Here is a 25,975-nt window from a genome sequence, read left to right as displayed (position 1 = left end):
GACCCGCCGGCCCGAGGGGTGGACCGGGTACGTCCCGCGGCCGGAGCCGGTCGAGTTCTGGTAGGGCAGTCCGGACCGCCTGCACCGCCGACTGCGCTACCAGCGGGACGGCGGCGACGGCCGGCGGCACCAGCGGCTGTGGCCCTGACCGAGGAGGGAGACCGACGCAGGGGGCCGGCGGCCCCGGCGCCCGCTGCGGCGCCGGGGCCCCGAGGGGGCGGCCGCGCACCGGAACAGGGGGCGGCCGCGCACCGGAAATCGGTGGCGGCGCGGCGTCCGCCCCGCCTACGCTCGGCACCGCATGCCGCGCGCGGTGCGTGCATGCGCGCAGGATGCGCGGAAGCAGGAGGTGAGGACGCGATGACGGTCACCGCACAGGGCGCTGTCCGCGCCCGGACGTTCGTCCACTCCACCTCCGTGGTCACCGGCTGACGCCTCAGGATCCCGGCGCGCGGTTCGTCCCGCGCCGTGAGGGCGTGCCGCCGGGGCCACCCTGCGAAGGGTCTCCCGTTGAACACCTCGTTCACACCGGCCGATCTGTCTCCGGCCTCCACCGATCTGTCTCCGGCGTCCCTCGCCGACTCCTGCCCGGCCTCCTCCGCCGGGCCGCACCCGCTCGCCCCGTACGGCTGGGACGAGCACTGGGCCGCGGCGTTCGCTCCGTACACCGGGCGCGGACTGCTGCCCGGCCGTGTGGTGCGGGTCGCCCGCGGCCGGTGCGATCTCGTCACCCCGGCCGGCCCGGTCCGCGCCGGCACCGGCCGGCTCGTCCCCCACGACCCGGCCGAGGCCGTGTGCACCGGTGACTGGGCCGCGGTCGACCCCGACGGCGACCCGCGCCCGGTGCGGGCACTGCTGCCGCGGCGCACCGCGTTCGTGCGGTCCACGTCCTCCGAACGGTCCGAGGGTCAGGTGCTGGCCGCCAACATCGACCATGCCGTCGTCTGCGTGCCGCTCACCGGGGACCTGCCCCTGGCCCGCATCGAGCGCTTCCTCGCGCTGGCCTGGGAGTCGGGCGCCCGGCCGCTGGTCGCCCTCACCAAGGCCGACCAGGTCACCGACCCGGTGGTGCTGGCCCACCTCGTGCAGGACGTGGAGGCCGCCGCACCCGGTGTGCCGGTGCTGCCGGTCAGCTCCCTGACGGGCGGCGGGCTCGACACGCTCGCCGCCTGCCTCGCCGCGGGCACGTCCGTCCTGCTCGGGCAGTCCGGCGCGGGCAAGTCGACCCTGGTCAACGCGCTGCTCGGGGAGCGGGCCAGGGACGTAGGCGCCGTCCGGGACGCCGACGGCAAGGGCCGGCACACCACCACGTCCCGCGACCTGCTCGTGCTCCCCGCCGGCGGTGTCCTCATCGACACCCCGGGACTGCGCGGGGTCGGCCTGTGGGACGCCGGCGACGGTGTCGGGCAGGTCTTCGCCGAGATCGCGGACCTGGCCGCGCGGTGCCGGTTCCACGACTGCGCCCACGAGCGGGAGCCCGGCTGCGCCGTGCTGGCCGCCGTGGACGCCGGTGACCTGCCGGTGCGGCGCCTGGAGAGCTACCGCAAGCTGATGCGGGAGAACGAGCGGATCGCCGCCCGCAGCGACGCCCGGCTGCGTGCGGAGAGGCGGCGCGCGTGGAGACGCCGGGACGCCGAGGGCCGGGCGGCCGTGGCGGTCAAGCGGGGACGGCCGTACCGCTGAGCCCGGAACGCCATGTCCGATTTCCGCCAGCGGAGGGTGCTCGGCGGGCGGAGACTGGACAGCGTGATGGACGACGACACCCGGTACGAGGCCGTCCGCAGCCGGGACGGCCGGTTCGACGGCATCTTCTTCCTCGCCGTCGTCACCACCGGGATCTACTGCCGCCCCAGCTGCCCGGCCGTCACCCCGCGCCGACATCATGTGCGCTACTTCGCCACGGCCGCCGCCGCCCAGGGCGCCGGCTTCCGGGCCTGCCGCCGCTGCCGCCCGGACGCCGTCCCGGGCTCCGCCGAGTGGAACGTGCGGGCGGACGTGGTGGCACGGGCCGTGAGGCTGATCGCCGACGGGGTGATCGACCGGGAGGGTGTGACCGGGCTGGCGGCACGGCTCGGCTACAGCACCCGGCAGGTGCAGCGGCAGCTCACCGCCGAACTGGGCGCCGGGCCGCTCGCGCTGGCCCGGGCGCAGCGCGCGCACACCGCGCGGGTGCTGCTGCAGACCACCCGCCTGCCGGTCACCGAGATCGCCTTCGCCGCCGGGTTCGCCAGTGTGCGGCAGTTCAACGACACGATCCGCGCGGTGTACGCCGCGACCCCGAGCGAGCTGCGCAACGCGGCGCCCGCCGCCCGGGACCACGGCGCGGCGACGACGCACGCGGCGGGGATCCCGCTGCGTCTCGCCCACCGGGGCCCGTACCACTCCGCATCCGTCTTCGACCTGCTCCAGCGCCAGGCCGTGCCCGCGGTGGAGGAGGTCACCGGCCGGCCCGGCCGACGCATCTACCGGCGCACCCTGCGGCTGCCGCACGGCACCGGGATCGCCGCCGTCCACGAACGCCCCCATGCCCCGCGCACCGGGCGCGGGACACGGACCGGCGGCTGGCTGGAGGCACGGCTGCATCTGACCGACCCGCGCGACCTGACCACGGCCGTGCAGCGGCTGCGGCGCCTGTTCGACCTCGACGCCGACCCGTACGCCGTCGACGAGCGGCTCGGTGCGGACCCCCGGCTGGCCCCGCTGGTCGCGGCCCGCCCCGGACTGCGGTCGCCCGGCGCCGTGGATCCCGACGAGGCCGCGATCCGCGCCCTGGTGGGCCCGGCGGAGGCCGGCGCACTGGTCCGGCGCCACGGCAAGGTGCTGGACGCCCCCGACGGCACCCTCACCCACCTGTTCCCGGAGCCGGCCGTCCTCGCCGAGGCCGGAGCGGAGGGTACCCTGGGCGCCCTGGCCGCCGCCCTCGCGGACGGCACCGTGCGGCTCGACCCGGGCGCCGACCGGGACGCGGCGCACCGCGCGCTGCGGGCACTCGACGGCCTGGACGCCGCCACCGTCGCCGAGATCCGCGTCCGCGCCCTCGGCGACCCGGACGTGGCCCCGCCGGGCACGCCCGCCCCCGACAGCTGGCGCCCCTGGCGCTCGTACGCCCTCGATCACCTGCGCGTGGCAGGGGAGTTGGAGTTGTGATGACGACCGCCGCAGGCCCCGAGGCCACGACCGCCACCGGCGATCCGACGACCTACTGGACCCGGCTGGACAGCCCGCTCGGCCCGCTGCTGCTCACCGCCGACGGCACCGGCGCCCTCACCTCCCTGTCCCTGCCCGGGCAGAAGGGCGGCCGCACCGTCCAGGACGGCCGACGGCACGACCCCGGCCCGTTCCGCGCCGCCGAGGAACAGCTCGAGGCCTACTTCGCCGGAGAACTGAAGGAGTTCACCCTGCCGCTGCGCACGCACGGCACCGCGTTCCGCGAACGGGTGTGGGCCGCCCTCGACGACGTGCCCTACGGGACGACCACGACCTACGGCGAGATCGCCGCCCGCATCGGCGCCTCCCGCGCCGCCGTGCGGGCCGTGGGCGGCGCGATCGGCGCCAACCCGCTGCTCGTCGTCCGCCCCTGCCACCGGGTCATCGGCGCCGACGGCACCCTCACCGGCTACGCGGGCGGCCTGGACGCGAAGGTCCGGCTGCTGACCCTGGAGGGCGTGCTGTAGGGCACGGGGGCGTCCGGACTGGGGTGTCCGGCGTCCGGGGACGGGGGCTGACCGCGCACGTTCCCGGGAGCGTCGGAAGGGATCCCGGCCGGGCGTCACGCCTGCCGCCGGGGTGCGGCTCGGCCGACCGGGTGCTCCCGGGTCACCCAGCCGCGCTCGTAGGCGTGCCAGCCCAGTTGCAGGCGCGTGGTCACGCCGGCCAGCTCCATCAGCCGTTTCACCCGGCGCTGCACCGTGCGCAGCCCCAGGTCCAGATGCTTGGCCACGCTGGCGTCGGTCAGTCCGGCCAGCAGCAGGGACAGAACCTCCAGGTCGGTGGCGTCGGGGGCGTCCGGGGTCTGTTCGACGACGCCCGACGCCCCCAGGCGCAACGGCAGCGCCTGCCGCCACACCGACTCGAACAGCGCGGACAGCACCTCCAGCAGCCCGCTGGCGTGCACCACCAGCGCGGCCGGCTCCGGGCTGTGCGCGGTCAGCGGGACCATGGCCAGCGCCCGGTCGGCGACCACCAGTTTGGTCGGCACCTCGTCGAGCACCCGGACCTGCTCGTTCCGGCCGAGCGCGGCCGTCAGCTCGCGCATGTTCTCCGGTTTCTCCAGCACGGCGCGCTCCACCACCACACGGAAGCGCACCCCCCGCCCGGCCGCCTGCTCCTCGGCGTCGTTCTCCGTCCCCGACACGGCCATCGGGGTCCCGGTGACCAGCGCGCACACCTCCTGGGACGCGCCCAGCTGGGCCTGCAGGAAACGCTGGGCGACCGCGGAGGCTCCGGTGACCACCTCCACCAGGTCGTGCACCGCGGGCTGAGGTGCCGCCGCCCGGTACTCCTCGGCGAGCAGCGCGGCGGCCAGCTCGGCCTTCTCCAGTTCGTGGCGCCGCTGGGCGAGCAGCGCGCCCAGCGCCACCCCCGGCGGAGCGGCCACCCAGCGGCCGGGGCTCGCGGAGGACCGGGCGGCGAGCCCCTGCCGTTCCAGGTCGCGCAGGGCGCTCTCGGTCTCCCGTTCGCCGAGCATCAGCCGCCGGGCGAGATCCGGCACGTCCGCGGCGCCCACGGACACCAGGGCCCGGTACGCCGACTCGTGTCTTGCGTCCAGTCCTATCGCTGCCAGCATCGGCTGCCGCCCTTTCCGTCCGAGCCCGGGACCGTCCCGGCGGTCCTGCGGCGGTGGCGGAAACCGGCCACGACGCAAACCCGCCGCCGGACATCATCGCCGTGACCCGGGTGGTCCTGACAAGGTGGGCTCACCGAAGGACCGGCGGCAGGCCACAGCCCCGGTCCCCTGGGTGTGGTCCGCGTGGGCGCCGGCGGCGTGCGGCCGACCGAAGGACCGGCGGCAGGCCACAGCCCCGGTCCCCTGGGTGTGGTCCGCGTGGGCGCCGGCGGCGTGCGGCCGTCTGCCGCCCCGGGCGGCGGCGGCCCGGCCGGCGCGCGGACCCGGAGTGGTCCCGCTGCGGGACGGAGCGGCGCCGCTGCCGAGGACGGCTCGAACGGCGGTCCCGGCCGTCGCGCGCCCGGGTCACGGTCCTGTGGCGGTCTGCGCCCCGGACCGCGCACGGACCGGCCCGGACGGGGCCACTCGGGTGCCGCCGGGCGGTTCTCCCGTGGGGGGTGGGACCGCCCGGCGGCATCCACGGCAGGAGCACCGTCCCCGCCGGTGCCGTCCCGCCGTCCGCTCCGCCCCTGTCGCTCTCCCGCTTCCGTGCCTGTCTCGCCCGGCCGGGTGACACGCCGCCGATGAGCGCCGACGGACCGGCCGGCCCGCTGCGCGGACAGCACGCGGGCTGCGCGCCCCTCCGGCGCGACGACGACCGCACGGCGGTGCCCCGCACGGCGGTGGCCGTCCGGAGGCGTGACCGCCGGGTCTGTGACTTCATGGCCGTACAGGATTCCCGCCGGGAACCTGGGGGCATTCCTGACCCATGGCCAAACAGAACATCGCCGAACAATTCGTCGACATCCTCGTCCGCGCCGGGGTGAAGCGGCTGTACGGCGTCGTGGGGGACAGCCTCAACCCCGTGGTCGACGCCGTCCGCCGCAACTCCGCCATCGACTGGATCCACGTCCGCCACGAGGAGACCGCCGCCTTCGCCGCGGGCGCCGAGGCGCAGATCACCGGCAAGCTGACGGCCTGCGCCGGTTCCTGCGGACCCGGCAACCTGCACCTGATCAACGGTCTGTACGACGCCAACCGGTCGATGGCCCCGGTCCTCGCGCTCGCCTCGCACATCCCCTCCAGCGAGATCGGCCTCGGCTACTTCCAGGAGACCCATCCCGACCGGCTGTTCCAGGAGTGCAGCGTCTACAGCGAGCTGATCTCCAGCCCGAAGCAGATGCCGCGGCTGCTGGACACCGCGATCCAGCACGCGGTCGGCCGCAGCGGTGTCAGCGTGGTGGCGCTGCCCGGGGACATCGCCGCCGAGCCCGCCCCGGAGAAGGCCGCGGAGACGGCCATCGTGACCTCCCGGCCCACCGTCCGTCCGGGGGACGCCGAGATCGACCGGCTGGCCCGGATGGTCGACGAGGCGGAGAAGGTGACCCTGTTCTGCGGCAGCGGCACGGCGGGCGCGCACGCCGAGGTCATGGAGTTCGCCGGGAAGATCAAGTCACCGGTGGGACACGCCCTGCGCGGCAAGGAGTTCATCCAGTACGACAACCCGTACGACGTGGGCATGAGCGGACTGCTCGGCTACGGCGCGGCCTACGAGGCCACCCACGAGTGCGACCTGCTGATCCTGCTGGGCACCGACTTCCCGTACAACGCCTTCCTGCCGGACGACGTGAAGATCGCCCAGATCGACGTCCGCCCGGAGAACCTCGGCCGCCGCTCCAAACTGGACCTGGCGGTGTGGGGTGATGTGAAGGAGACGCTGCGCTGCCTGATCCCGCGGGTGCGGGAGAAGACGAACCGGCGTTTCCTCGACCGGATGCTCAAGAAGCACGCCGACGCGCTGGAGGGCGTCGTCAAGGCCTACACCCGCAAGGTGGACAAGCACATCCCCATCCACCCCGAGTACGTCGCCTCCGTCCTGGACGAGGTCGCCGACGACGACGCCGTGTTCACCGTCGACACCGGCATGTGCAACGTCTGGGCCGCCCGGTACATCTCGCCCAACGGGCGCCGCCGCATCATCGGCTCCTTCTCGCACGGCTCGATGGCCAACGCGCTGCCGATGGCGATCGGCGCGCAGTTCACCGACCGGAGCCGCCAGGTGATCTCGATGTCCGGCGACGGCGGGTTCTCCATGCTGATGGGCGACTTCCTGACCCTGGTGCAGTACGACCTGCCGGTGAAGATCGTGCTGTTCAACAACTCCTCGCTCGGCATGGTCGAGCTGGAGATGCTGGTGGCGGGCCTGCCCTCGCACGGCACCACCAACAAGAACCCGGACTTCGCCGCCGTCGCCCGGGCCTGCGGCGCGTACGGCGTGCGGGTGGAGAAGCCCAAGGACCTGGCGGGGGCGCTGAAGGAGGCGTTCCGGCACAAGGGTCCGGCGCTCGTGGACGTCGTCACCGATCCCAACGCGCTGTCCATCCCGCCCAAGATCAGCGCGGAGATGGTCTCCGGGTTCGCGCTGTCCGCCTCGAAGATCGTCCTGGAGGGCGGCGTGGGCCGGATGCTGCAGATGGCCCGGTCCAACCTGCGCAACGTGCCGCGGCCGTAGCGGACCATGCCGCGGCCGCGGGCGGACGGCCGGGGCACCCGGCGAGGCCGGAGCGCGGAGGGCGCGGACGCCGCGCTCCGGCCCACGGCAGTCGCTCATCAGTTCGCTGACGGGCCGTCAGGACTGGTCGAGGCCCCCTCGGGCAAACATCCCCGTGAACCTGTTCGAACTGGCAGAGATCCGACAACGGGACGTGGGCGGGGGAGATGACGAGTCAGGCACGAGGGGGTGGCCCCGTCGCGGCCGGGGCATCCGCGCCGAGAGGCGCCGTCGACGGGGTGAACGGCACGGCTCGCGGACCGCAGCAGGTGCGCCGGCTCAGCCGTCGGCTGGGCCGGGCCGATCTGAAGGCGGTGCCCGAGGCGCGCCGGGCCCTGCGCGAACTGCTGCGGCACTGGAGGCAGCCGGAGGAGTCGGACGTCGCAGAGCTGCTCACCAGCGAACTGGTCACCAACGCACTCGTCCACACCGACGACGACGCGATCCTGACGGCCGTCGTGTCCCCGCACAAACTGCGCGTGGAGGTACGGGACTTCACCGCCCGCGGGCCGCTGCCCCGCATCCCGGAGGCCGGAAACGACACCGGCGGCAGAGGGCTGGTCCTGGTGGAGTCGCTGGCCGACGCCTGGGGAGTGCGCCCGCACGGGGTCGGCAAGTCGGTGTGGTTCGAACTGGGTGACGCCCGGGCCGCCTGAGCGGATCGCGGCACGCAGCGACGGACGTGCCGGGGCGGGCGCCCGCCGGAACGGGCCGGACCGGACAGGGCTGGACCGGACAGGGCCGGAACGGACAGGGGCGCGGCCGGTACGGCTCGCGCCCCTGTCCGACGACGCAGCTCGGCTGCGTGCCCTCGCGGTCTAACCGAACTGCTGCTCGAGGTCCTTCAGCTTGCGCTCCAGCGAGTCCAGCCGCGGCAGGGCCTGGGTGTCGTCCTCCGCGGTCAGGTCCACGGTGACCGGGTCAGAAGCCCCAGGGCGGACGGGCTGGAGCGAAGCGCGGGGAGCGGGCACCGGAAGCTGGTCCGACGACGGCGCTATGGCAGGCTCCGCGGCCGCCTGGCCGGGACCGGCCTCCAGGGCCTGCGTCTCACCGGCGCGGCCACCACGGCCCGGAAACCGGTGACCGCGGCTGATCGCCTTCAGCTGGGCGCGCTCCACACGCTCCCGCTCACGGCGCAGCCGGCGCTTCTCCTCCTTCTGGCGCTTGTCCTCGCGCACCTCCTCGACGGCCTCGTCCAGGCTGCGCACACCCTCGAGGAGCATCAGCGACCAGGCACGGTAGGTCTCACGCGGAGCACGCAGCCAGCGCACCACACGGATCTGCGGCAGCGGGCGCGGCACCAGGCCCTGCTCGCGCAGAGCGGCCCGGCGGGTCTGCTTCAGCGCGCGGTCGAAGAGCACCGCCGCCGACAGGGACATGCCGGCGAAGAACTGCGGCGCACCCGCGTGGTCGGCACCCCTGGGCGCGTGCACCCAGTTGAACCAGGCCGCCGCCGCGGCGAACAGCCACACCAGCATGCGGGAGCCGAGGGCGGCGTCACCGTGGCTGGCCTCGCGCACCGCGAGCACGGAGCAGAACATCGCGGCGCCGTCCAGGCCGAACGGCACCAGATACTGCCAGCCGCCGCTCAGGCCGAGGTTCTGCTCGCCGAAGCCGACCAGACCGTGGAAGGACAGTGCCGCGGCCACCGCCGCACAGCAGAACAGCAGAACGTAGGAGGCGATGCCGTAGATGGCCTCCTTGCGCCGACGGCGCTCCTCGCTGCGCTCCCACGAGTCGTCGGCGCTCGTGTTCCCTTTGGACCGCTTGCTGCGCGCGAGCACCGCCACCGCCACCAGCATGCCCAGGAGCAGCACGGCGCCCGGAAGCAGCCAGTTCAGCGATATGTCGGTCAGTCTCATCTGGGGTCCCTTGCGTGGGGATAGGGCGTAACGCCCGCCATGGTGGCCCAATCCCGGCGGCCCTCAGGGGGTTTCGGGGCAAGAGGCCGCCAAGGAGGCGCGAGGGGCTGCCCAAGACGGCGTTCCGCTCGAACTGCCGCATGAGGGGCGGGAGTTGAGTTCGACGTCAGATTACCCGTACGGGTGGTTCGGTGGAAACTCGCTGCGTCGGGTGGGGAAGTTGTGAAGTCCCGCCCGGCGCACGGCGATCCGCCGACGGATGATCTTAAGGGATGCCGGCCGGCGGGCCGGGTTCCTCGGTACGGCTTCGGCCACGCCGGCACCTGGCCCGGACGCGGGGCCGCGGCGTGCGCATCGGGCCCCGGACCGGGCGGACGACGGCTCGCGGGCGACCGCGCCCCGGCCGGTGAACGGCCGGATGCTGTCGGACGCTCAGGCCGCGAGAGCCCGCGTCACGCGGTCCGCGTCACGGGTGCGCGGGCAGGTGGCGCAGGTGTCCTGGGGGCGCACCGTGTAGAACATGCAGCAGCTGACCCGGTCCCGGGTGGGCAGGCACTCGCCGTTCGGCCCGGTCAGCTCACGGAAGGCGGCCGCGCCGGCGTAGGGCCGGGTGGCGCCGGGCAGCAGCAACTCCAGCTCGCGCCGCGCCCGCTCCTGCTCGCCGAGGAGACCGGCGACGTACCACAGGCCCTCGACGATCTCGTCGGTCGCCATGCCCCACAGGGCGCGGTCGCGCCGGCGCATGCGTGGGCCGAACGCGGCCAGGACGGGCGTCAGATGCTCGGCGACGGCGGCGCGCAGCTCGGCGCGCAGCTCCTCCTCACCGGACACCACCCGGGCACCGGGCAGCGCGGCGGCGGGGTCGCCGGGCAGGCAGGCGAAGGACACGAGGCGGACGGCGGCGCGGCCCGTGGTGCGGTCGTAGCCGACCTGGCCGGCCGGCAGCCGGGGCACCCGCCGGTGCAGGAACCACGGCACGGTGAACAGCAGGCACACCGGCCAGGCGTAGCGGTGCAGGGCGAAGCTCGCCACCACGTCGGGGCGGGCGCGCGTACCGTAGTCGCGCAGCACCTGCGCCTCGTCCCAGGCCAGGAACGCGTCCAGGGCCGCCCCGCCCTGGGCGAGCGCGGCGCCGTCGACCCAGCCGTCCCCGTGCGGCATCCGTTCGCCGGGGCCCAGCTCGGTCACGGTGAGGTACGGGTACACCTCGGTGAGCCGGGCGTAGGCGTCCGCTGTGGCCGACGGGGGCACGGGCATGCGACACCACCGATCCAGACGCGACGAACGGGCGACGAAAGTAAGCCTTACCTTACCCAGATCTGCCGGAATGTGAACCCCGGGGCTGTCTGCGCCTAAGGTGCTGGACGGGCATGTGACAACCCGCCCCCAATGACCCCAAGCACCCCAGGCCCGGAGGAGAACCGTGAAGCAGGGCGCGCGAGACTCCGCGACGGCCGCCGCAGGAGACGTTCCGCCGGCCTGGCCGGGCGGCGGCACCCCGCGCATGCCCCGGCAGCCGCGGGCCGAGCGGGCCCTGAGGGAGACCGACGCCCCGCCGGCGCACGGCGCCCGCGGCGAGCACACGCACGGCGAGCAGCCTCCCGCCCGTCCCCGTGCCGCCGTCCAGCGCCCCTCCGTGCGCGGCCAGGTCCTCGACGCCCTGCGTGCCGCACTGGTCGAGGGCGAGCTGCGGCCCGGCGAGGTGTACTCGGCACCCGCCCTGGGCGAGCGGTTCGGCGTCTCGGCGACCCCGGTCCGTGAGGCCATGCAGCAGCTCGCGCTGGAGGGCGCCGTCGAGGTGGTGCCCAACCGAGGCTTCCGGGTGGTCCGGCGCGACGCCCGCGAACTGGCCGAACTGGCCGAGGTGCGCGCCCTGATCGAGGTCCCGGTGGTGCTGCGGCTGGCCCGCACCGTGCCGGTCGAGCGGTGGGCGCAGCTGCGCCCGCTCGCCGAGGCCGCCGTGCGCGCCGCCTCCTCCGGACGCCGGGCCTCCTACGCCGAGGCCGACCGCGCCTTCCACCGTGCGGTGCTCTCCCTGTCCGGCAACGAACAGCTGGTCCGGATCGCCGACGACCTGCACCGCCGCACCCAGTGCCCGCAGCCCGGCACCGCCTACGGACCCGCCCGCACCGCCCTGCTCGCCGCAGCCGCCGAGCACGGCGCCCTGCTGGACGCCCTGATCGCCCAGGACATGGACGCGGTGCGGGACGTGCTGCGCCGGCACTACGGCGAAGCCTGCTGCTAGGACCTCCGGTCCTCCGGAGCGGACCGGGCGCGCGGGCCCGGCTGCCGGGCGTCGTCCCCCGCCCGGCCGGGGGTCCCACCGTCGGGCTCCGGTTCGGTGAGCGAGGCGAGGAGCCGCAGTTTCTCGTCGCTCTCGCTGCCCTTGTCGGGGTAGTAGACGACGAGGAGGACGTCGTCGAGCGGGAGTTTGTCGCGGTGCAGCCGCAGGTCGCCGACGACGGGGTGGTGGACCGTGGTGGTGCCTCCGTCGAGCAGGCGGACGTCGTGACGGGCCCACAGGGTGCGGAACCGCCCACTGGCCAGGGCGAGTTCGCCGACCAGCTCGACGAACCGGGGGTCGTCGATGTCGTCGCCGATGGTGCTGCGCAGCACGGCGACGGCCTGGGCGGTGGCCTTCTCCCAGTCCTCGTGGAAGGCCCGCTCCTCGGGGTCGAGCAGCAGGGACCGCAGCCGGTTCCGGCCCGGCCGGAGGCGGGGGTTGAGGGCGACGGCCAGGGCGTTGGACGCCAGGACGTCGAACGCGCGCCCCTCGACGAACGCGGGAACGGACAGATGGGCGAGCAGCTGGTGGGCGCGGGCCGGCACGTGCTCGGGCCGCTTGCGGCGCGGGGCTCTCGGGCGGGCCGAGGCGAGCCCCAGCAGATACGTCCGCTCGACGTCGTCGAGCTGCAGCACGCGCGCCAGCGCCTCCAGGACCTGAGGGGACGGATTCCTGTCCCGTCCCCGCTCCAGGCGCAGGTAGTAGTCCGGGCTGATGCCGGCGAGCAGGGCCACCTCCTCACGGCGCAGCCCGGGCACGCGCCGCCTCCCGCCGGACGGCAGACCCACCTGGGCCGGCGGGACCAGATCACGCCGGGCCCGCAGATAGCGACCGAGCCGGTTGCCGAAGTCCTCGTCGCCCGTGCCGGTGCCGCCCTCGTTCCTCATGCCGGCTCCCTCCTGCCGCCCTTCCGGCGACGCGTCCGTGTCGTCCGTCCGCGTCGACCGCCCGTGTCGTCCGTCCGTGTGCCTGTGCCCCACCGTAGACGCGGTACGGGCCCGGCACGGGGGCCCTGTCAGGACCAGGGAAAACGAGGGCACTGCCGCCGCCGGGACGTGCGGCCGAGACTGCGAGCACGGTCCGGGACCGGACAGCGGCCCCTCACGCCCGCTGGGCGCCGCGGCCCGCACGCCGCCGCGCCCGGGCACCTCGCTCCTCGCCTCGCCCCAGAAGGGAAGACCTCGTGGACCTCTCCCATCGCACCGTGCTCGTCGTCGGCGGAACCTCCGGCATCGGCCGCGAGATGGCCCGGCGGTTCGCCGCCGCGGGCAGCACGGTCGCCGTCGGCGGCCGCAACCCGGAGGCGCTCGCCCGGCTCGCCGAGGACGGCTTCGGCACGTTCCGCGTCGACGTCACCGACGCCGCCAGTGTGGCCTCGTGCCGTGACGCCGTGATCTCCCGGTACCCCGAGCTGGACACGGTGGTGACGATGTCCGGCGTCATGCTGCTGGAGGACGTGCGCGACCCCGCGCACTTCGAGACGGCGCGGACGACGATCGACACCAACCTGTACGGCACCATCAGGGTCGTCGACGCCTTCACCCCGCACCTGCTGGAACGCGGCGCCGGCACCTTCATCACGGTCTCCTCCGGCATCGGCTTCCTGCCGTTCCCGCCCATGCCCAGCTATGGCGCCTCGAAGGCCGCCGTGCACGCCTACTCCGAGGCGCTGCGCGCGCAGCTCGACGGCACCGGGGTGGAGGTCGTCGAGCTGGTTCCCCCGGCCGTCGCCGTCCCCGGCCGGCAGAACGCCAACCCGCACGCGCTGCCGCTCGAGGACTTCGCCACCGAGGTCATGGACCTGCTCGCGGCCGACCCCACCCCGCGGGAGATCCTGGTCGAGGGGGTCCTGATGCACCGCTGGGCGGAACGCGACGGCACCTACGACGAGCTGGTCGCCCAGCGCTCCAAGGCCCTGTCCCTGCTCCCCGGCCGCCGGGTCTGAGGCGCGCCCGCCCCTCGGCGCGGGCGAGCGGCCCGGCGCCGACCGGCACCGTGGCCCGCCCTACCGGAGGCCGCCGCCGTCCGGACCGAGGACCGTGTCCAGCACCGCCTCCGCCTGCCGGCGGGCGTGGGCGACGGGATCGGCGAAGACATCCAGGCCATGGGCGACCAGGGCACCCTCGTGCAGCAGCATCAGGGTGCGGGCCGCCGGGCCGGGGTCCGCCGCGCCGGCCTGTGCGAGCAGGTCCTCGAAGAGAGCCAGCATCCACTGCTTCTGCCCGACGATGACCGGGTGGGCGGGGTGCTCGGGGTCGCTGATCTCGGCGTGCGCGTTGACCATCGCGCAGCCCTTCGCGCTCCGGTCCTGCGCCCACTCCCGGGCGGCGTCGAAGACGGACAGGATGCGCTCCCGCGGTGCCGGCCCCGCGGCATCGAGCCGGCGGGCGAGGAACTCCTTCCAGCGCTCGTCCCGGCGGCTGAGGTACTCCACGACGATCTGCTCCTTGGAGCCGAAACGGTCGTAGAGGGTCTTCTTGGTCACGCCGGCCTCGGCCGCGATGAGATCGACGCCCACGGCATGGATACCGCGCTCGTAGAAGAGCCGTGAGGCGGCCTGGAGAACGCGCTGCGCTCCAGGGGTCAGCTCGGTCTGCCGTCCTGCCCGTGATGCACCCATGCGCTGAGTATACCGATCTGTATAGTGGGCACCCGTCGGCGACTAAACCGATCTGTCTACTCATCTGGAGGCGGCATGGACCTCCTGCTCTCCACGGCGTTCGTGCTGTGCTGGAGTTCCGGGTTCATCGGGGCGAAACTCGGCGCGGGCAGCGCGAGCGCGGCCACGATCCTGATGTGGCGCTTCCTGCCGCTCGTCGTGGCGCTGGCGGCGGTGGGCATCGCGCGGGGCGGGGCGGCTTGGCGGGGCCTGACCGGGCGGGAGGCCGGCCGGCAGGTCCTGATCGGCGTGCTCTCGCAGAGCGGTTACCTCGCCACCGCCTACTACGCCATCCAGCTGGGCGTCTCCAGCGGCACCACCGCGCTGATCGACGGCGTGCAGCCCCTGGTGGCCGGGGCTCTGGCGGGCCCGCTGCTGCGGCAGCGCGTGGCCCCGGCGCAGTGGCTGGGCCTGGTGCTGGGCGTCACCGGCGTCCTGGTGGTCACCACGGCGGACGCCGCGTCGGGCACCGCCGAGGCCTGGTGGGCCTACCTCGTCCCGTTCCTCGGCATGCTGTCGCTCGTGGCGGCCACGTTCGTCGAGCGGCGCCGCCCGGCCCCGGTCGGCGCGTCCGTGGCGTTGACCGTGCACTGCGGCACGAGCGCGGTGCTCTTCACCGCCCTCGCCGCGTGCACGGGAGGGATGACGCCCCCTGCCGACACGAGGTTCTGGGCCGCGGTCGCCCTGCTCGTGGTGCCGGCCACCTTCGGTGGATACGGCCTGTACTGGCTGATCCTGAGGCGGTCGGGCGTCACCGAGGTCAACACGCTCATGTTCCTGATGGCGCCGGTCACCGCGGTCTGGGGAGCCGTGATGTTCGGCGAGCCCCTCGGGCCGCGGAGCCTGCTCGGTCTGGCGATCACCCTCGCGGCGGTCGTCGTCGTGCACCGCGGGGACAGGGCACGGGACGGCACGGACGGCACCGGAGAAGACGGCGGGAGCAGGGGCGGACGGAGGGCGGACGAGGTCCCGGCGACGGTGTCCACCGGGTGACGACGGGACAGCAGGCCCGGTGCGACGCGGTGTGCGTGCCGGAGCGGCGCGTCAGGCGGTCGCCGCGTCCGGGGCCGGCGGGGTCAGCTGCCGGGCCAGCCAGGTGGGGACGCCGCCCAGCAGCCGGAACAGCCGGCGGGCCTCCTGCCGCAGCCGGGAGGCCTCCGGCTCGGACTCCGTGTCGGCCAGCGACACCAGCGCGGGTGCCGTGCCGACCAGAAAGCCCAGCTCCTCCCGGATCCGCAGCGACTCGGCGAACCCGTGCCGGGCCTCGCTCACCTGGCCCTCGCGCAGGGCGATCCCGGCCAGGTGCCGCCAGGTGAAGGAGAGCAGAAGCCGGTCGGAGTGCGCGGTGGCGCCCGCGTGGGCGCGGCAGTAGGCGGCGCGCGCCGCCTGCGGGGAGCGGCCCAGGTTCTCGGCGATCAGCCCGCGGCGGAAGTCCAGCAGGGCCCGCTGCGGCACCCCCGGAGGGATCAGCGCCGCCGCCCGGCCCAGCGCCGAACGTGCCTCGTCCGCGCGGTCGCGCACCCCGTGCAGGGTGGCCGCGTAGGCCAAGTACCCGCGTTCACAAGCGGCCGCGCCGCGTTCCTCGTCGGTGTGCGCGAGGGCCTCCGCGGTCCGCAGCGCGTCCTCCGCGTCCTGCCAGCCGTCCTCCGTGTACAGACAGCGCTCCACCAGCAGCGTGGTCCGCTGCAGCGCACCGGCCGCGGTGCCCGACGGCAGCAGTTTCGCCGCTTCGGTCCAGCAGGCGCGGGAGCGCAGCCGCCATACCGCGGTCCGGAGGGGATCGTCACCTGCGGTCGTTCCGTTCCCAGACATCGCGACAGGCCCCACGTTGCCCTCCCCTGGCACGCCATCGAGCTTCGGTGGTGGCGGCATCTCAGCACGAACCGGGCGGCCCGGCCAAGAGGGCGGGTGAAAGATTTCACAAACTCGTGTGACGCGCGGTGGGCGGCGTCGCGCCGCGGTGCGCGCACGGCGGCGCACCTTTCGGCCGGGGGAGCGCCGCCGTCCGCCGCCGGACCCTCGACTGGTGCGCAGGGCCGATCGGCGGGCCCTCGGCTCGTGCGCGGAGCCGGTGGCCTGGGCCCCGGCCCGGTGCGAGCACAGGGCCGCCCGCCGGCCTCAGCTCATGCGCAGGGCCAGAAAGAAGTCCAGCTTGTCCTCCAGCCGGGACAAGTCGCGCCCCGTCAGCTGCTCGATCCGCCCGACCCGGTAGCGCAGGGTGTTGACGTGCAGGTGGAGCCGGGTCGCGCAGCGGGTCCAGGAGCCGTCGCAGTCGAGGAACGCCTCCAGGGTCGGTATCAGCTCGGCGCGGTGCCGGCGGTCGTACTCCCGCAGCGGGTCCAGTAGCCGGGCGGTGAAGGCGCGGCGCACGTCGTCGGGGACGAACGGCAGCAGCAGCACATGGGAGGCCAGCTCCTGGTGGCCGGCCGCGCACACCCGCCCGGGGCGGGCCGCGGCGACCCGCCGGGCGTGCCGGGCCTCCTCCAGCGCGCCGCGCAGCCCCTCCGCCGCGTGCACGGTCGCGCTGACGCCGACGGTGAGCCGGCCGTCCTCGCCCAGGCCCGCCGACAGCGGGCCCTCGACGGCCGCCAGCAGCGCGTCGGCGAGAACGCCGGACTGCCGGCCCTCCGCCTCGGCGGCCACGGACGGCAGCGGCACCAGGGCGACGGCCTCGTCCCCGAGGTGCGCGACCGCGATGCGGTCGGAGGGCTCCGGCCCGGTGGCGAGCGGATCGACCAGGATCTCCTCCAGCAGCGCCTGCGCGGCGGCGCCGGTCTCCGCGTCGCGGCCCTCCTGCTCCAGTCGGGCCACCACCACCTGCCAGTGCGGGGCGGCGCCCAGCCCGGGCAGCAGCACCGGCGCCGCGACCCGCAGCCGGGCCGCGATCTCGGCGGGCGGCGCGCTGGTCTGGACCAGCTCCAGCACCTCCTGGGCGAGCCGGCGGCGCACCGTGCGGGCGGCGTCGCGCCGGTCGCGTTCCACGGCGATCAGCTGGGTGACGCCGTGCAGCAGGTCCAGCCGCTCCTCCGGCCAGTCGCCGGCGTCGGCCTCCACGGCCAGCACCCAGTCCGACAGCGCCGCCCCGGCCGCCTCGCCGGCGCCCTGCGGGGCCGGGGCCGTCGCGGCCGCCTCCGCATCGCGGCCGCCGCTGCGGACCGGGAAGAGGGAGTACGTCGTGTTCTGCACCGTGACGCGGTGCGGGCCGCGCCGGGGAGCACGGCCCGCCGCCTGCTGCTCGGTGGCCAGCGTCACGCAGCGGTCCGCGGGCAGCGCCGCACCGTTCACGGTGGGCCCGGCGATGAGCCGGCCGGTGCAGGACAGCACCCAGGCCCGCAGGTCCAGGTCGGAGCCGAGCAGGTCCAGGATCACCTCGGGGCCGCCGCCCGCCGGGCCGCCGGTCATCATCCGGCGGTGGCGCTCCACCACGGCCGCGAGGTCACCGGCGCGCTCGCTCGACACCTGTCGCGCCACATGCTCGGTGATCGTGGCGAACGCCACCGACTCGTGCACCGAGAACAGCGGCAGCCGGTGCCGGGCGCAGGCCACCACCAGATCGTCGGGCACCTCACCCAGCTCGGCCTCGCCGGCCGCCAGCGCCGCCACCCCGGCCCGCACCAGGATCCGGACGAACGGCTCGGAGTCCGCGGCGTCCCGGCGCCAGGCGAGCCCGGTCAGCACCAGTTCACCGCCGGAGAGGTAGCGGCTCGGGTCGCGCAGGTCGGTGGTCATGACACCGCGGACCGTGCGGTCCAGCTCCTCCTCGCCGCCGAGCAGTTTCAGGCCCAGCGCATCGGTGTCCAGCAGTGCGCGCAGCCGCATCTGTCGTCGCCGCCGTTTCTGTGTCTCGAGAACTACGGGGTCCTACGGGTCGGGGGGCCGGGGCTGCGGTCGACGCGACCGGTCGGCGGAGCCGTACGAGCGGCCGGTCGGCCGGGGCCCGGTTCGGTCCTGAGCCGTGACCTCCGTTTCCCGTGACCCCTGTTTCCAGCGGGAAGCGAAGAGGTGACCGACGGCCTCCTTTCATACGAATCTACAAGATGACCATTGTGGCCAGCCAAACCCTTCAGGGGTTCGGTGACTGACCCCACCGGAGCAGCGGCGGTGTACTGAAGGCGCTCCCCGTGAACACCACAGCAACGAGCCCGGCCCGCCGCACCGGAAGCGGCCCGGCACGGACGCGTCCCCGACACGCTTCGACACGGAGGAGAGAGCCGGTCATGGACTTCCTTCGCCCCGCCGGCTGGGAGGAGGCGCTCGCCGCCAAGGCCGAGCACCCCGACGCCGTGCCGATCGCCGGCGGCACCGACGTCATGGTCGACCTCAACTTCGGCCGGCGCGAACCCGCACACCTCCTCGACCTGACCCGCATCCCCGACCTGTTCGAGTGGGAGGTCGGCGAGGAGACCGTGCGGCTGGGCGCGTGCGTGCCCTACACCACGATCCTGGAGCGGCTGCGCACCGAGCTGCCCGGCCTCGCCCTCGCCGCGCACACCGTCGCCTCCCCGCAGATCCGCAACCGCGGCAGCGTCGGCGGCAACCTCGGCACCGCCTCCCCGGCCGGCGACAGCCACCCCGCGCTGCTCGCCGCGGGCGCCGAGGTGGAGGCCGCGTCGGTGCGGGGCGTGCGCCGCATCCCCGTCGACGCCTTCTACACCGGCGTCAAACGCAATGCGCTCGCCCCGGACGAGCTGATCCGCGCCGTGCACGTGCGGAAGGCCGACGGGCCGCAGCAGTACGCCAAGGCCGGCCCCCGCAACGCGATGGTGATCGCCGTGTGCTCCGTCGGCCTGGCCCTGCACCCCGCCACCCGCACGGTGCGCACCGGCATCGGCTCGGCCGCCCCGACCCCGGTGCGCGCCGCGGCCGCCGAGGAGTTCCTGACCGCGGCACTGGACGAGAACGGCCACTGGGACAACGGCAGACCGCTCGACGCGTCCGTCGTCCGGCACTTCGCCGAGCTGTGCGCGGCCGCCTGCGCGCCGATCGACGACGTCCGGGGCACCGCGCGCTACCGCCGCCACGCGGTGGGCGTGCTCGCCCGCCGGACGCTGACCTGGACCTGGGAGTCGTACCGCGGCACGCGCCGCACCACCGAGGGAGCCCTGTGATGCGTGTCACCTTCACCGTCAACGGACGCACGGAGCAGGTCGACGACGTCTGGGAGGGCGAGTCCCTGCTGTACATGCTGCGCGAGCGCCTCGGCCTGCCCGGCTCCAAGAACGCCTGCGAGCAGGGCGAGTGCGGCTCGTGCACGGTACGCCTGGACGGCGTGCCGGTGTGCGCCTGCCTGGTGGCCGCCGGGCAGGCGGAGGGCCGCGAGGTGCTCACCGTCGAGGGCCTGGCCGCCCACGCCGCGCGCCGCTCCCGCGACCGCGACCCCCGGCAGCACGAGGACACGCCCGACGCCGCGCTGTCCCCCGTGCAGCAGGCGTTCGTCGACGCCGGTGCCGTCCAGTGCGGCTTCTGCACCCCCGGCCTGATCGTCGCCGCCGACCATCTGCTGGAGCGCACCCCGGACCCGACCGACGAGGACATCCGCGAGGCGCTGTCGGGCAACCTGTGCCGCTGCACCGGCTACGAGACGATCATGGACGCGGTCCGCCTGGCGGCCGCCCGGCAGTCCGAGGAGGCCCGGGCATGACGTCACCCCGGACATCGCCCCGCTGCACGACCACGCCGGGCACCGCCCCCGCCGGTGCCCCCACCCGGCTCGTCCAGGGAGCGCACACCAGCGGCGGCATCGGCGCGTCCACGCGCCGCCCCGACGCCGGACTGAAGGTCACCGGCCGGTTCGCGTACTCCTCCGACCTGTGGCACGAGGACATGCTGTGGGGCCACACCCTGCGCTCCACCGTCGCCCACGCCGAGATCGTCTCGATCGACATCGCGAAGGCCCTGGCCACCCCGGGGGTGCACGCCGTGCTGACCTGGGACGACCTGCCGACCGAGGTGCGGCACTACGGCCTGGAGATCCAGGACACCCCGGTCCTCGCCCACGGCAAGGTGCGCCACCACGGCGAACCGGTCGCGCTGGTCGCCGCCGACCACCCGGCCACGGCCCGCCGTGCCGCCGAGAGGATCAGGATCGAGTACCGGGACCTGCCCTTGGTGACCGACGAGTCGTCCGCCCTCGCCCCGGACGCCGTCCTCGTCCACGAGCACCGCACCGACCCCTACAACGCCCGCGTCCCGCACCCCAACATCGTCCACCGCCAGCCCGTGGTGCGCGGCGACGTGGCCCGGGCCCGCGAACGGGCCGACGTCATCGTGCGGGGCGAGTACCGCTTCGGCATGCAGGACCAGGCCTTCCTCGGCCCGGAGTCCGGCCTGGCGGTACCCGAGGAGGACGGCGGCGTCCATCTCTACATCGCCACCCAGTGGCTCCACTCCGACCTGCGCCAGATGGCCCCGGTGCTCGGCTTGCCCGAGGACAAGGTGCGGATGACGCTGGCCGGCGTCGGCGGCGCGTTCGGCGGCCGCGAGGACCTGTCCATGCAGATCCACGCCTGCCTGCTCGCCCTGCGCACCGGCAGGCCGGTCAAGATGGTCTACAACCGGTTCGAGTCGTTCTTCGGCCACGTCCACCGTCACCCGGCCACACTCCGCTACGAGCACGGCGCCACCCGGGACGGCCGACTCACCCACGTGACCTGCCGGATCGTCCTGGACGGCGGCGCCTACGCCTCCTCCTCACCGGCGGTCGTCGGCAACGCCGCCTCGCTGGCGGTCGGCCCCTACGCCGTCGACCACGTCGACATCGAGGCGCTCGCCCTGTACACCAACAACCCGCCCTGCGGCGCCATGCGCGGCTTCGGCGCGGTCCAGGCGTGCTTCGCCTACGAGGCACAGATGGACAAGCTGGCGAGGAAACTCGGCATGGACCCGGTGGAGTTCCGCGTGCGCAACGCCATGACACAGGGCACGGTCATGCCCACCGGGCAGGTCGTGGACTCCCCGGCGCCGGTCGCCGAGCTGCTGCGCCGCGTCCGGGCGAGGCCGCTGCCACCGCAGCGCCCATGGGAGTCCAGCGAGGGAGTCGATCTGCGGCAGCTGCCCGGCGGCCTGTCCAACGCCACCCACGGCGAGGGCGTGGTGCGGGGCGTCGGCTACGCGGTGGGCATGAAGAACGTCGGTTATTCGGAGGGTTTCGACGACTACTCCACCGCCCGGGTGCGCCTGGAGGTCCTGGGCGGGGAGCCCGTCGCCACCGTGCACACCGCGATGGCCGAGGTGGGCCAGGGCGGTGTCACCGTCCATGCCCAGATCGCCCGCACCGAGCTGGGTGTGTCCCAGGTGGCGATCCATCCCGCCGACACCCGCGTGGGCTCGGCCGGTTCCACCTCCGCCTCCCGGCAGACGTATGTCACCGGCGGCGCCGTGAAACACGCCTGCGAACAGGTGCGCCGGAGGGTGTTCGAGCTCGGCCGCCGCAGGTTCGGCACACGTCACCCCGCCTGGACGGGTGCCCGGCTCCTGCTGGAGAACGGCAAGATCCTCACCGAGGACGGCGAGGTGCTCGCCGGGCTGGCGGAGGTGCTGCGCGACGAGGTGGTGGAGGTCGAGCAGCAGTGGCGGCACCGGCCCACGGAGCCGTTCGACCCGCACACCGGGCAGGGCGACGGACATGTGCAGTACGCCTTCGCCGCGCACCGCGCCGTCGTCGACGTCGACACCGAGCTGGGCCTGGTGAAGGTGGTCGAGCTGGCCTGCGCGCAGGACGTCGGCAAGGCCCTCAACCCGCTGGCGGTGGCCGGGCAGATCCACGGCGGCACCGTGCAGGGCCTGGGCATCGCCGTCATGGAGGAGATCGTCGTCGACCCAAAGACAGCACAGGTGAGCAACCCGTCCTTCACGGACTACCTGATCCCCACCATCCTCGACACCCCGGACATCCCCGTCGACGTGCTCGAACTCGCCGACGAGCACGCCCCGTACGGGCTGCGCGGCGTCGGCGAGGCACCCACGCTGTCGTCCACCCCGGCCGTCCTGGCGGCGATCCGGGACGCCACCGGACTGGAGCTGACCCGCACACCGGTGCGGCCGGAACACCTGACCGGCACGGAGTGACCGGGTGTGCACCTTCAGGTGTGTCCCTCGGATGTGTCACGTCGAGCGTGTCGCGTCGGATGTGTCACGAGGGAGGCAGGTGTGTCACGCCGCCCGCCGCCCGGCCCGCACGACGGCGGCGAACCGCCGGGCCACCGTCCGCCACACCGGTGCGGCGGCCGCGTCGTCCCGCACCGCCGCCCGGTGCAGGGCCTCGCGGTCCACACCGTGGCGCGCCAGCCGCTCCTCGTACCAGCCGGCGATGCGCTCCGGGTCGCCCTCGGGATGGAACTGCACGCCCCAGGCCGCGTCCCCGACACGGAACGCCTGGTACGGGCACCGCTCGCTGGAGGCCAGCCACCGGGCGCCCGCCGGCAGCCGCACGATCGCGTCCACATGGTTCTCGATGGCCGGAACCCGCTCGGGAAGCCGCGCGAACAACGGGTCGTCGGCCGCCTCGTGGCGCAGCGTCAGCGGAGTGCTGCCGAACTCCGGCTCCCCGTGGTCCCGTTCGACCGCACCGCCCGCCACCTGGGCGAGCATCTGTCCGCCCAGGCAGATGCCGAACACCGGGACGCCGGTGTCCAGCGCCTGCCGCATCAGGGCCCGCGTGGGTGCCAGCCACGGCGCCCGTTCGTCGTCGTCCGGGAGCAGGGCACCGCCCAGCACGATCAGCCCGCCGTGTTCCGTCAGCCGGCCGGGCAGCGGTTGCCCGAGGTCCCCGCGGACGACGTCCACCCGCACACCGCCCTCGGCCAGCCACCGCTCCCACCGTCCGGGGCCCGAGTGGGCGCTGTTCTGCACCACCAGCACGGCCGGCGCGGGCGTGTCACCGTCGTCGTGTCCGGCACACGGCGCGGAAGGGACCCGTGGGTTGGTCACGGCGTGCGAGGCTGCGGGCCGTATCTCCATGCGTCGATCGTAGCGGCGGCGCGGGCGGCGATCACGGGGTGCGCAGCAGCCGGTTGACCACCCGTCCGAACAGGGTCAGGGCGGCGCGGTGCAGCAACGGGTCGGTCGCGGACGGCAGCCCGCGCACCCGCAGTTCCTCGCGCCAGCGCACCCTGCTGCGGCCCCCGGGGCCCGGAACCACCTCCAGTTCCGCCCGGCCCAGCACCACACGTCCGCGTTTCTCCAGCCGGCACAGGCCCGGCTCGCCGTCGGCCGGGGGACGCCACAGCGTCACCTCCATCGGATCGGCGAAACCGAACGGCCCGATCCCCGTGCGCGCCACGAAGCGTGTGCCCACGCCGGTCGGTCCCGGCGTCGACACGGTGATCCGGGTCAGCGGCACGGCGTCGGCGTGCCGTTCCCACCGGGTGAGGCGCCGCCAGGCTTCGTCGAGCGGGAGCGGTGCCGTGCGTTCGAGGAAGAAGTCGACCACGGGATGATCGTAGGCACGGCGAGCCCGTCGTGGACCCGTTCACACGCGGCTCGCACGGCGCGGTCGGCTACGGTCACGGTCACGGTCACCGGTACACCGCGCCGGGCTGCGGCTTGCCCGGAGCGAGCAGCTGGGGCACCGTCACGAAGGTGTAGCCGCGCCCCTCGAGCGCGTCGATGATGCCGGGGACGGCCGGCACCGTGCCCGGGTAGATGTCGTGCAGCAGGATGATGCCGTCGCGATCGACCTGGTCGAGGACCCGCCTGGTGATGAGGGCGGAGTCGTCGGTCTGGTAGTCCTTGGCCGTCACGCTCCACAGGACCTCGGCCATGCCCATCTCCTTGCAGATCCGCTGCACGGCGTCGTTGGTCCGGCCCTGCGGGGGACGCATCAGCACCGGCGTGCGGCCGGTCAGACGCTTGATCGCCTCGTTGGGGCGGCGCAGTTCGTCCCGTATCCGGTCGTCGGACAGCTCGGTGAGTATCTGGTGGTCCCAGGTGTGGCTGGCCACCTCGTGGCCCTCCGCCGCCATCCGCTTGACCAGGTCCGGGTATGTCTCGATGTGCCGCTTGCCGAGGAGGAAGAACGTCGCCGGGACCTTCTTCTCCTTGAGGATGTCCAGCAGCCTGGGTGAGTTCTGGCTCGGGCCGGCGTCGAAGGTGAGCGCGACACACTTGGCGTGACGGCAGTCCACCGTGCCGAACGCGGCCGGTGCCCCCGCCGCCGCGTGCGCGCGGGCGTCGCTCGGCGAGGTGGTCACGACGCGTGTGCAGCCGCCGAGCGTGAGGGTCACACCGACCGCCGCGGCCACGGCCGCCCATCCGCGCAACCGCGTCCCCGATTTCTTCATCCTCTTGATCGCTTCAGGCATGCCGGGACTATACACGGCGTGTATACACGGCATGTATACAAGGGGTGTAGAGAGGGGGTGCACAGAGGCGGATCCATCGTGCCCGCGTCCGTGCGGGGCACCGGACCGGTCCCGCCACCTCGATGTGTGCCGCCCGATCACCGGGTTACTCAGGCCGACATGCACCTGTCGGCGAGAGGGAGGAGAGCCCCGTGAGCGGACGCATCTGGCGCCGGGCCCTGGTCACCGGCGGAGCCGGCTTCGTGGGATCCCATCTGTGCGAACGGCTGCTCGAGGCCGGAACCGACGTCGTCTGCCTGGACAACCTGTGCACCGGCGCGTACACCAACATCGCCGCCCTGGAGCGGCGGCCGGGTTTCCGCTTCGTCCGGGCCGACGCGACCGACACCCGGGCGATACGCACCCTGCCCGGCCGCTTCGACCTGGTGCTGCACCTGGCCTGCCCCGCCTCGCCCGCCGACTATCTGCGCCTGCCGCTGGAAACCCTCGACGCCGGCAGCACCGGCACCCGCAACGCCCTGGAACGCGCCCGCGCCGACGGCGCCCGCTTCCTGCTGACCTCCACCTCCGAGGTCTACGGCGATCCGCTGGAACACCCGCAGCGCGAAACCTACTGGGGCAACGTCAACCCCGTAGGCCCCCGCAGCGTCTACGACGAGTCGAAACGCTTCGCCGAGGCACTGGTCACCGCGCACCGCGCGGTCCACGGCACCGACACCGCCATCGTGCGCATCTTCAACACCTACGGCCCCCGGATGCGCAGCGGCGACGGCCGCGCCGTGCCCACGTTCATCTCCCAGGCCCTGGCCGGCGCCCCGCTCACCGTCGCCGGGGACGGCAGCCAGACACGGTCGCTGTGCTACGTGGACGACACGGTCGACGGTCTTCTCGCCCTGGTCGCCTCCGACGAGACGGGGCCGGTCAACATCGGCGGCGAGGACGAGATCACCATGCTGGAGCTGGCCCGCCGCATCGTGGAGCTGACCGGGTCCCGCTCCCGGATCCGGTTCGTCGGCCGACCCGTCGACGACCCCGGCCGGCGCCGCCCCGACACCCGGCTCGCCCGCGAGAGGCTGGGCTGGTCGCCCCGCGTGGACTGGACGGAGGGGCTGCGGCACACCGTCGGCTGGTTCGCCCGCGCCGCGGCCGCCTGAGCCACCGGAGCCGTCGCGGCCCCGCCTCGGCCGTCACCGAAGCGGCCACCCGAGCCCTCGGAACACCCCGCCACGGGGGCCGCGTGCCCCGCACCGGGCGCGCGGGGCACGCCCGCATCCGCACTCCGGTCGCGTGCAGCAGACCGCAGCGACCTGAACCGTACCGCCCCCGTCCCACCAGCGACTCTCACCGTAGGTGACCGCCTGCGTGCCCTACGCGCCGGTACGACCCGGGCGGGCCGCAGTTGGCTTCACGTGTTTGCGACAGCCGCAGCGCGGCACCCAGATGCCCGAAGTGACCGACGGCCCTCCCGCCGGGCCACCGCAGAACCGGACGGA

The 25,975-nt window shown here is 74.4% G+C and carries 22 protein-coding genes and 1 pseudogene; 13 read left to right on the top strand and 10 right to left on the bottom strand.

Going from position 1 to position 25,975, the window contains the following annotated elements; genetic code table 11:
- Nucleotides 1–76: 76 nt before the first annotated feature.
- The 4 genes and pseudogenes from OG899_RS04760 to OG899_RS04745 form a co-directional block, all read left to right on the top strand.
- Nucleotides 77–148 (top strand): annotated as a pseudogene (locus OG899_RS04760) (hypothetical protein); the annotation flags it as partial.
- Nucleotides 149–558: 410 nt separating this feature from the next.
- Complete coding sequence (gene rsgA, locus OG899_RS04755; protein WP_168130906.1) at nucleotides 559–1,683, top strand: ribosome small subunit-dependent GTPase A; 1,125 nt, start codon at nucleotides 559–561, stop codon at nucleotides 1,681–1,683.
- Nucleotides 1,684–1,749: 66 nt separating this feature from the next.
- Nucleotides 1,750–3,147 (top strand): bifunctional transcriptional activator/DNA repair enzyme AdaA, encoded by a 1,398-nt coding sequence (locus tag OG899_RS04750; RefSeq protein WP_185867763.1) that lies wholly within the window; start codon nucleotides 1,750–1,752, stop codon nucleotides 3,145–3,147.
- Entirely contained in the window at nucleotides 3,147–3,674 is a 528-nt protein-coding gene (locus OG899_RS04745) for a methylated-DNA--[protein]-cysteine S-methyltransferase (protein WP_168130885.1), read from the top strand. The genes OG899_RS04750 and OG899_RS04745 overlap by 1 nt, the downstream gene beginning before the upstream one ends.
- Before the next feature lie 95 nt (nucleotides 3,675–3,769).
- Here OG899_RS04745 and OG899_RS04740 read toward each other — a convergent pair whose 3' ends face one another.
- Nucleotides 3,770–4,786 (bottom strand): helix-turn-helix transcriptional regulator, encoded by a 1,017-nt coding sequence (locus OG899_RS04740; protein WP_168130886.1) that lies wholly within the window; start codon nucleotides 4,784–4,786, stop codon nucleotides 3,770–3,772.
- 808 nt (nucleotides 4,787–5,594) lie between these two features.
- Between OG899_RS04740 and OG899_RS04735 the strand changes: the two genes are divergently transcribed.
- Together OG899_RS04735 and OG899_RS04730 are read left to right on the top strand one after the other, a co-directional pair.
- Complete coding sequence (locus OG899_RS04735; RefSeq protein ID WP_125495943.1) at nucleotides 5,595–7,337, top strand: pyruvate dehydrogenase; 1,743 nt, start codon at nucleotides 5,595–5,597, stop codon at nucleotides 7,335–7,337.
- A 206-nt stretch (nucleotides 7,338–7,543) separates the two neighbouring features.
- A complete protein-coding gene (locus tag OG899_RS04730; RefSeq protein WP_125495944.1) occupies nucleotides 7,544–8,032 on the top strand; it encodes an ATP-binding protein in 489 nt (162 codons plus the stop codon).
- A 162-nt stretch (nucleotides 8,033–8,194) separates the two neighbouring features.
- Here the strand turns inward: OG899_RS04730 and OG899_RS04725 are convergent, their stop codons facing one another.
- Together OG899_RS04725 and OG899_RS04720 are read right to left on the bottom strand one after the other, a co-directional pair.
- Nucleotides 8,195–9,238 carry a DUF2637 domain-containing protein gene (locus OG899_RS04725; RefSeq protein ID WP_125495945.1) on the bottom strand — a complete coding sequence of 348 codons (1,044 nt, stop codon included), beginning with the start codon at nucleotides 9,236–9,238 and terminating at the stop codon, nucleotides 8,195–8,197.
- A 432-nt stretch (nucleotides 9,239–9,670) separates the two neighbouring features.
- Nucleotides 9,671–10,495, bottom strand: coding sequence for a (2Fe-2S)-binding protein (locus OG899_RS04720; protein ID WP_125495946.1), 825 nt, complete (start codon nucleotides 10,493–10,495; stop codon nucleotides 9,671–9,673).
- A 166-nt stretch (nucleotides 10,496–10,661) separates the two neighbouring features.
- On the opposite strand from OG899_RS04720, the gene OG899_RS04715 reads away from it, so the two are divergent.
- On the top strand, nucleotides 10,662–11,483 hold the full coding sequence (locus OG899_RS04715; protein WP_406310914.1) for a GntR family transcriptional regulator: 822 nt from the start codon (nucleotides 10,662–10,664) through the stop codon (nucleotides 11,481–11,483).
- Here OG899_RS04715 and OG899_RS04710 read toward each other — a convergent pair.
- Nucleotides 11,480–12,409 (bottom strand): helix-turn-helix domain-containing protein, encoded by a 930-nt coding sequence (locus OG899_RS04710; RefSeq protein ID WP_168130887.1) that lies wholly within the window; start codon nucleotides 12,407–12,409, stop codon nucleotides 11,480–11,482. The two genes, OG899_RS04715 and OG899_RS04710, sit on opposite strands and share 4 nt — an antisense overlap.
- 296 nt (nucleotides 12,410–12,705) lie before the next feature.
- Between OG899_RS04710 and OG899_RS04705 the strand changes: the two genes are divergently transcribed.
- Entirely contained in the window at nucleotides 12,706–13,467 is a 762-nt protein-coding gene (locus OG899_RS04705; RefSeq protein ID WP_168130888.1) for an SDR family oxidoreductase, read from the top strand.
- Nucleotides 13,468–13,527: 60 nt separating this feature from the next.
- Here the strand turns inward: OG899_RS04705 and OG899_RS04700 are convergent, their stop codons facing one another.
- Complete coding sequence (locus OG899_RS04700) at nucleotides 13,528–14,142, bottom strand: TetR/AcrR family transcriptional regulator (RefSeq protein ID WP_125495949.1); 615 nt, start codon at nucleotides 14,140–14,142, stop codon at nucleotides 13,528–13,530.
- Nucleotides 14,143–14,217: 75 nt separating this feature from the next.
- Here OG899_RS04700 and OG899_RS04695 point away from each other — a divergent pair, with 75 nt between their 5' ends.
- A complete protein-coding gene (locus tag OG899_RS04695; protein ID WP_168130889.1) occupies nucleotides 14,218–15,174 on the top strand; it encodes a DMT family transporter in 957 nt (318 codons plus the stop codon).
- Between the two features lie 51 nt (nucleotides 15,175–15,225).
- On the opposite strand, the gene OG899_RS04690 is transcribed toward OG899_RS04695, so the two are convergent.
- Nucleotides 15,226–15,993, bottom strand: coding sequence for a hypothetical protein (locus OG899_RS04690; protein WP_125495951.1), 768 nt, complete (start codon nucleotides 15,991–15,993; stop codon nucleotides 15,226–15,228).
- 306 nt (nucleotides 15,994–16,299) lie between these two features.
- On the bottom strand, nucleotides 16,300–18,000 hold the full coding sequence (locus OG899_RS04685; protein WP_406310913.1) for a PucR family transcriptional regulator: 1,701 nt from the start codon (nucleotides 17,998–18,000) through the stop codon (nucleotides 16,300–16,302).
- Between the two features lie 398 nt (nucleotides 18,001–18,398).
- Here OG899_RS04685 and OG899_RS04680 point away from each other — a divergent pair, with 398 nt between their 5' ends.
- The 3 genes from OG899_RS04680 to pucD are packed head-to-tail and all read left to right on the top strand — an operon-like array spanning nucleotide 18,399 to nucleotide 22,248.
- Nucleotides 18,399–19,289: a xanthine dehydrogenase family protein subunit M gene (locus OG899_RS04680; protein ID WP_168130890.1), complete on the top strand. Its 891-nt coding sequence runs from the start codon at nucleotides 18,399–18,401 to the stop codon at nucleotides 19,287–19,289.
- Nucleotides 19,289–19,822, top strand: coding sequence for a (2Fe-2S)-binding protein (locus OG899_RS04675; RefSeq protein ID WP_125495954.1), 534 nt, complete (start codon nucleotides 19,289–19,291; stop codon nucleotides 19,820–19,822). Before OG899_RS04680 ends, OG899_RS04675 begins: the two co-directional genes overlap by 1 nt.
- Nucleotides 19,819–22,248, top strand: coding sequence for a xanthine dehydrogenase subunit D (gene pucD / locus OG899_RS04670; RefSeq protein ID WP_168130891.1), 2,430 nt, complete (start codon nucleotides 19,819–19,821; stop codon nucleotides 22,246–22,248). Before OG899_RS04675 ends, pucD begins: the two co-directional genes overlap by 4 nt.
- A gap of 84 nt (nucleotides 22,249–22,332) precedes the next feature.
- Here pucD and OG899_RS04665 read toward each other — a convergent pair whose 3' ends face one another.
- From OG899_RS04665 to OG899_RS04655, 3 genes are all read right to left on the bottom strand, one after another.
- Nucleotides 22,333–23,139, bottom strand: coding sequence for a type 1 glutamine amidotransferase (locus OG899_RS04665; protein ID WP_125495956.1), 807 nt, complete (start codon nucleotides 23,137–23,139; stop codon nucleotides 22,333–22,335).
- Nucleotides 23,140–23,170: 31 nt separating this feature from the next.
- Nucleotides 23,171–23,611, bottom strand: coding sequence for an SRPBCC family protein (locus OG899_RS04660; protein WP_125495957.1), 441 nt, complete (start codon nucleotides 23,609–23,611; stop codon nucleotides 23,171–23,173).
- A gap of 85 nt (nucleotides 23,612–23,696) precedes the next feature.
- Complete coding sequence (locus OG899_RS04655; RefSeq protein ID WP_125496022.1) at nucleotides 23,697–24,461, bottom strand: polysaccharide deacetylase family protein; 765 nt, start codon at nucleotides 24,459–24,461, stop codon at nucleotides 23,697–23,699.
- Between the two features lie 212 nt (nucleotides 24,462–24,673).
- Here OG899_RS04655 and OG899_RS04650 point away from each other — a divergent pair, with 212 nt between their 5' ends.
- Nucleotides 24,674–25,636: a UDP-glucuronic acid decarboxylase family protein gene (locus OG899_RS04650; protein ID WP_229813975.1), complete on the top strand. Its 963-nt coding sequence runs from the start codon at nucleotides 24,674–24,676 to the stop codon at nucleotides 25,634–25,636.
- The last annotated feature ends 339 nt before the right edge of the window (nucleotides 25,637–25,975 follow it).

The organism is Streptomyces thermoviolaceus (assembly GCF_045209695.1).
In the GTDB taxonomy this organism is placed as follows: Bacteria; Actinomycetota; Actinomycetes; order Streptomycetales; family Streptomycetaceae; genus Streptomyces; species Streptomyces thermoviolaceus.
This window is presented reverse-complemented; position numbering and strand designations above follow the sequence as displayed.

What these genes read in the sequence shown, in the direction of transcription:
- pucD (WP_168130891.1), top strand. Translation starts at nt 19,819, where the DNA reads ATGACGTCACCCCGGACATCGCCCCGCTGCACGACCACGCCGGGCACC.
- OG899_RS04710 (WP_168130887.1), bottom strand. Translation starts at nt 12,409, where the DNA reads ATGAGGAACGAGGGCGGCACCGGCACGGGCGACGAGGACTTCGGCAAC.
- OG899_RS04695 (WP_168130889.1), top strand. Translation starts at nt 14,218, where the DNA reads ATGGACCTCCTGCTCTCCACGGCGTTCGTGCTGTGCTGGAGTTCCGGG.
- OG899_RS04675 (WP_125495954.1), top strand. Translation starts at nt 19,289, where the DNA reads ATGCGTGTCACCTTCACCGTCAACGGACGCACGGAGCAGGTCGACGAC.
- OG899_RS04745 (WP_168130885.1), top strand. Translation starts at nt 3,147, where the DNA reads ATGACGACCGCCGCAGGCCCCGAGGCCACGACCGCCACCGGCGATCCG.
- OG899_RS04720 (WP_125495946.1), bottom strand. Translation starts at nt 10,495, where the DNA reads ATGCCCGTGCCCCCGTCGGCCACAGCGGACGCCTACGCCCGGCTCACC.
- OG899_RS04750 (WP_185867763.1), top strand. Translation starts at nt 1,750, where the DNA reads ATGGACGACGACACCCGGTACGAGGCCGTCCGCAGCCGGGACGGCCGG.
- OG899_RS04735 (WP_125495943.1), top strand. Translation starts at nt 5,595, where the DNA reads ATGGCCAAACAGAACATCGCCGAACAATTCGTCGACATCCTCGTCCGC.
- OG899_RS04680 (WP_168130890.1), top strand. Translation starts at nt 18,399, where the DNA reads ATGGACTTCCTTCGCCCCGCCGGCTGGGAGGAGGCGCTCGCCGCCAAG.
- OG899_RS04725 (WP_125495945.1), bottom strand. Translation starts at nt 9,238, where the DNA reads ATGAGACTGACCGACATATCGCTGAACTGGCTGCTTCCGGGCGCCGTG.
- OG899_RS04655 (WP_125496022.1), bottom strand. Translation starts at nt 24,461, where the DNA reads ATGAAGAAATCGGGGACGCGGTTGCGCGGATGGGCGGCCGTGGCCGCG.
- OG899_RS04690 (WP_125495951.1), bottom strand. Translation starts at nt 15,993, where the DNA reads ATGTCTGGGAACGGAACGACCGCAGGTGACGATCCCCTCCGGACCGCG.
- OG899_RS04700 (WP_125495949.1), bottom strand. Translation starts at nt 14,142, where the DNA reads ATGGGTGCATCACGGGCAGGACGGCAGACCGAGCTGACCCCTGGAGCG.
- OG899_RS04685 (WP_406310913.1), bottom strand. Translation starts at nt 18,000, where the DNA reads ATGCGGCTGCGCGCACTGCTGGACACCGATGCGCTGGGCCTGAAACTG.
- OG899_RS04740 (WP_168130886.1), bottom strand. Translation starts at nt 4,786, where the DNA reads ATGCTGGCAGCGATAGGACTGGACGCAAGACACGAGTCGGCGTACCGG.
- OG899_RS04665 (WP_125495956.1), bottom strand. Translation starts at nt 23,139, where the DNA reads ATGGAGATACGGCCCGCAGCCTCGCACGCCGTGACCAACCCACGGGTC.
- OG899_RS04730 (WP_125495944.1), top strand. Translation starts at nt 7,544, where the DNA reads ATGACGAGTCAGGCACGAGGGGGTGGCCCCGTCGCGGCCGGGGCATCC.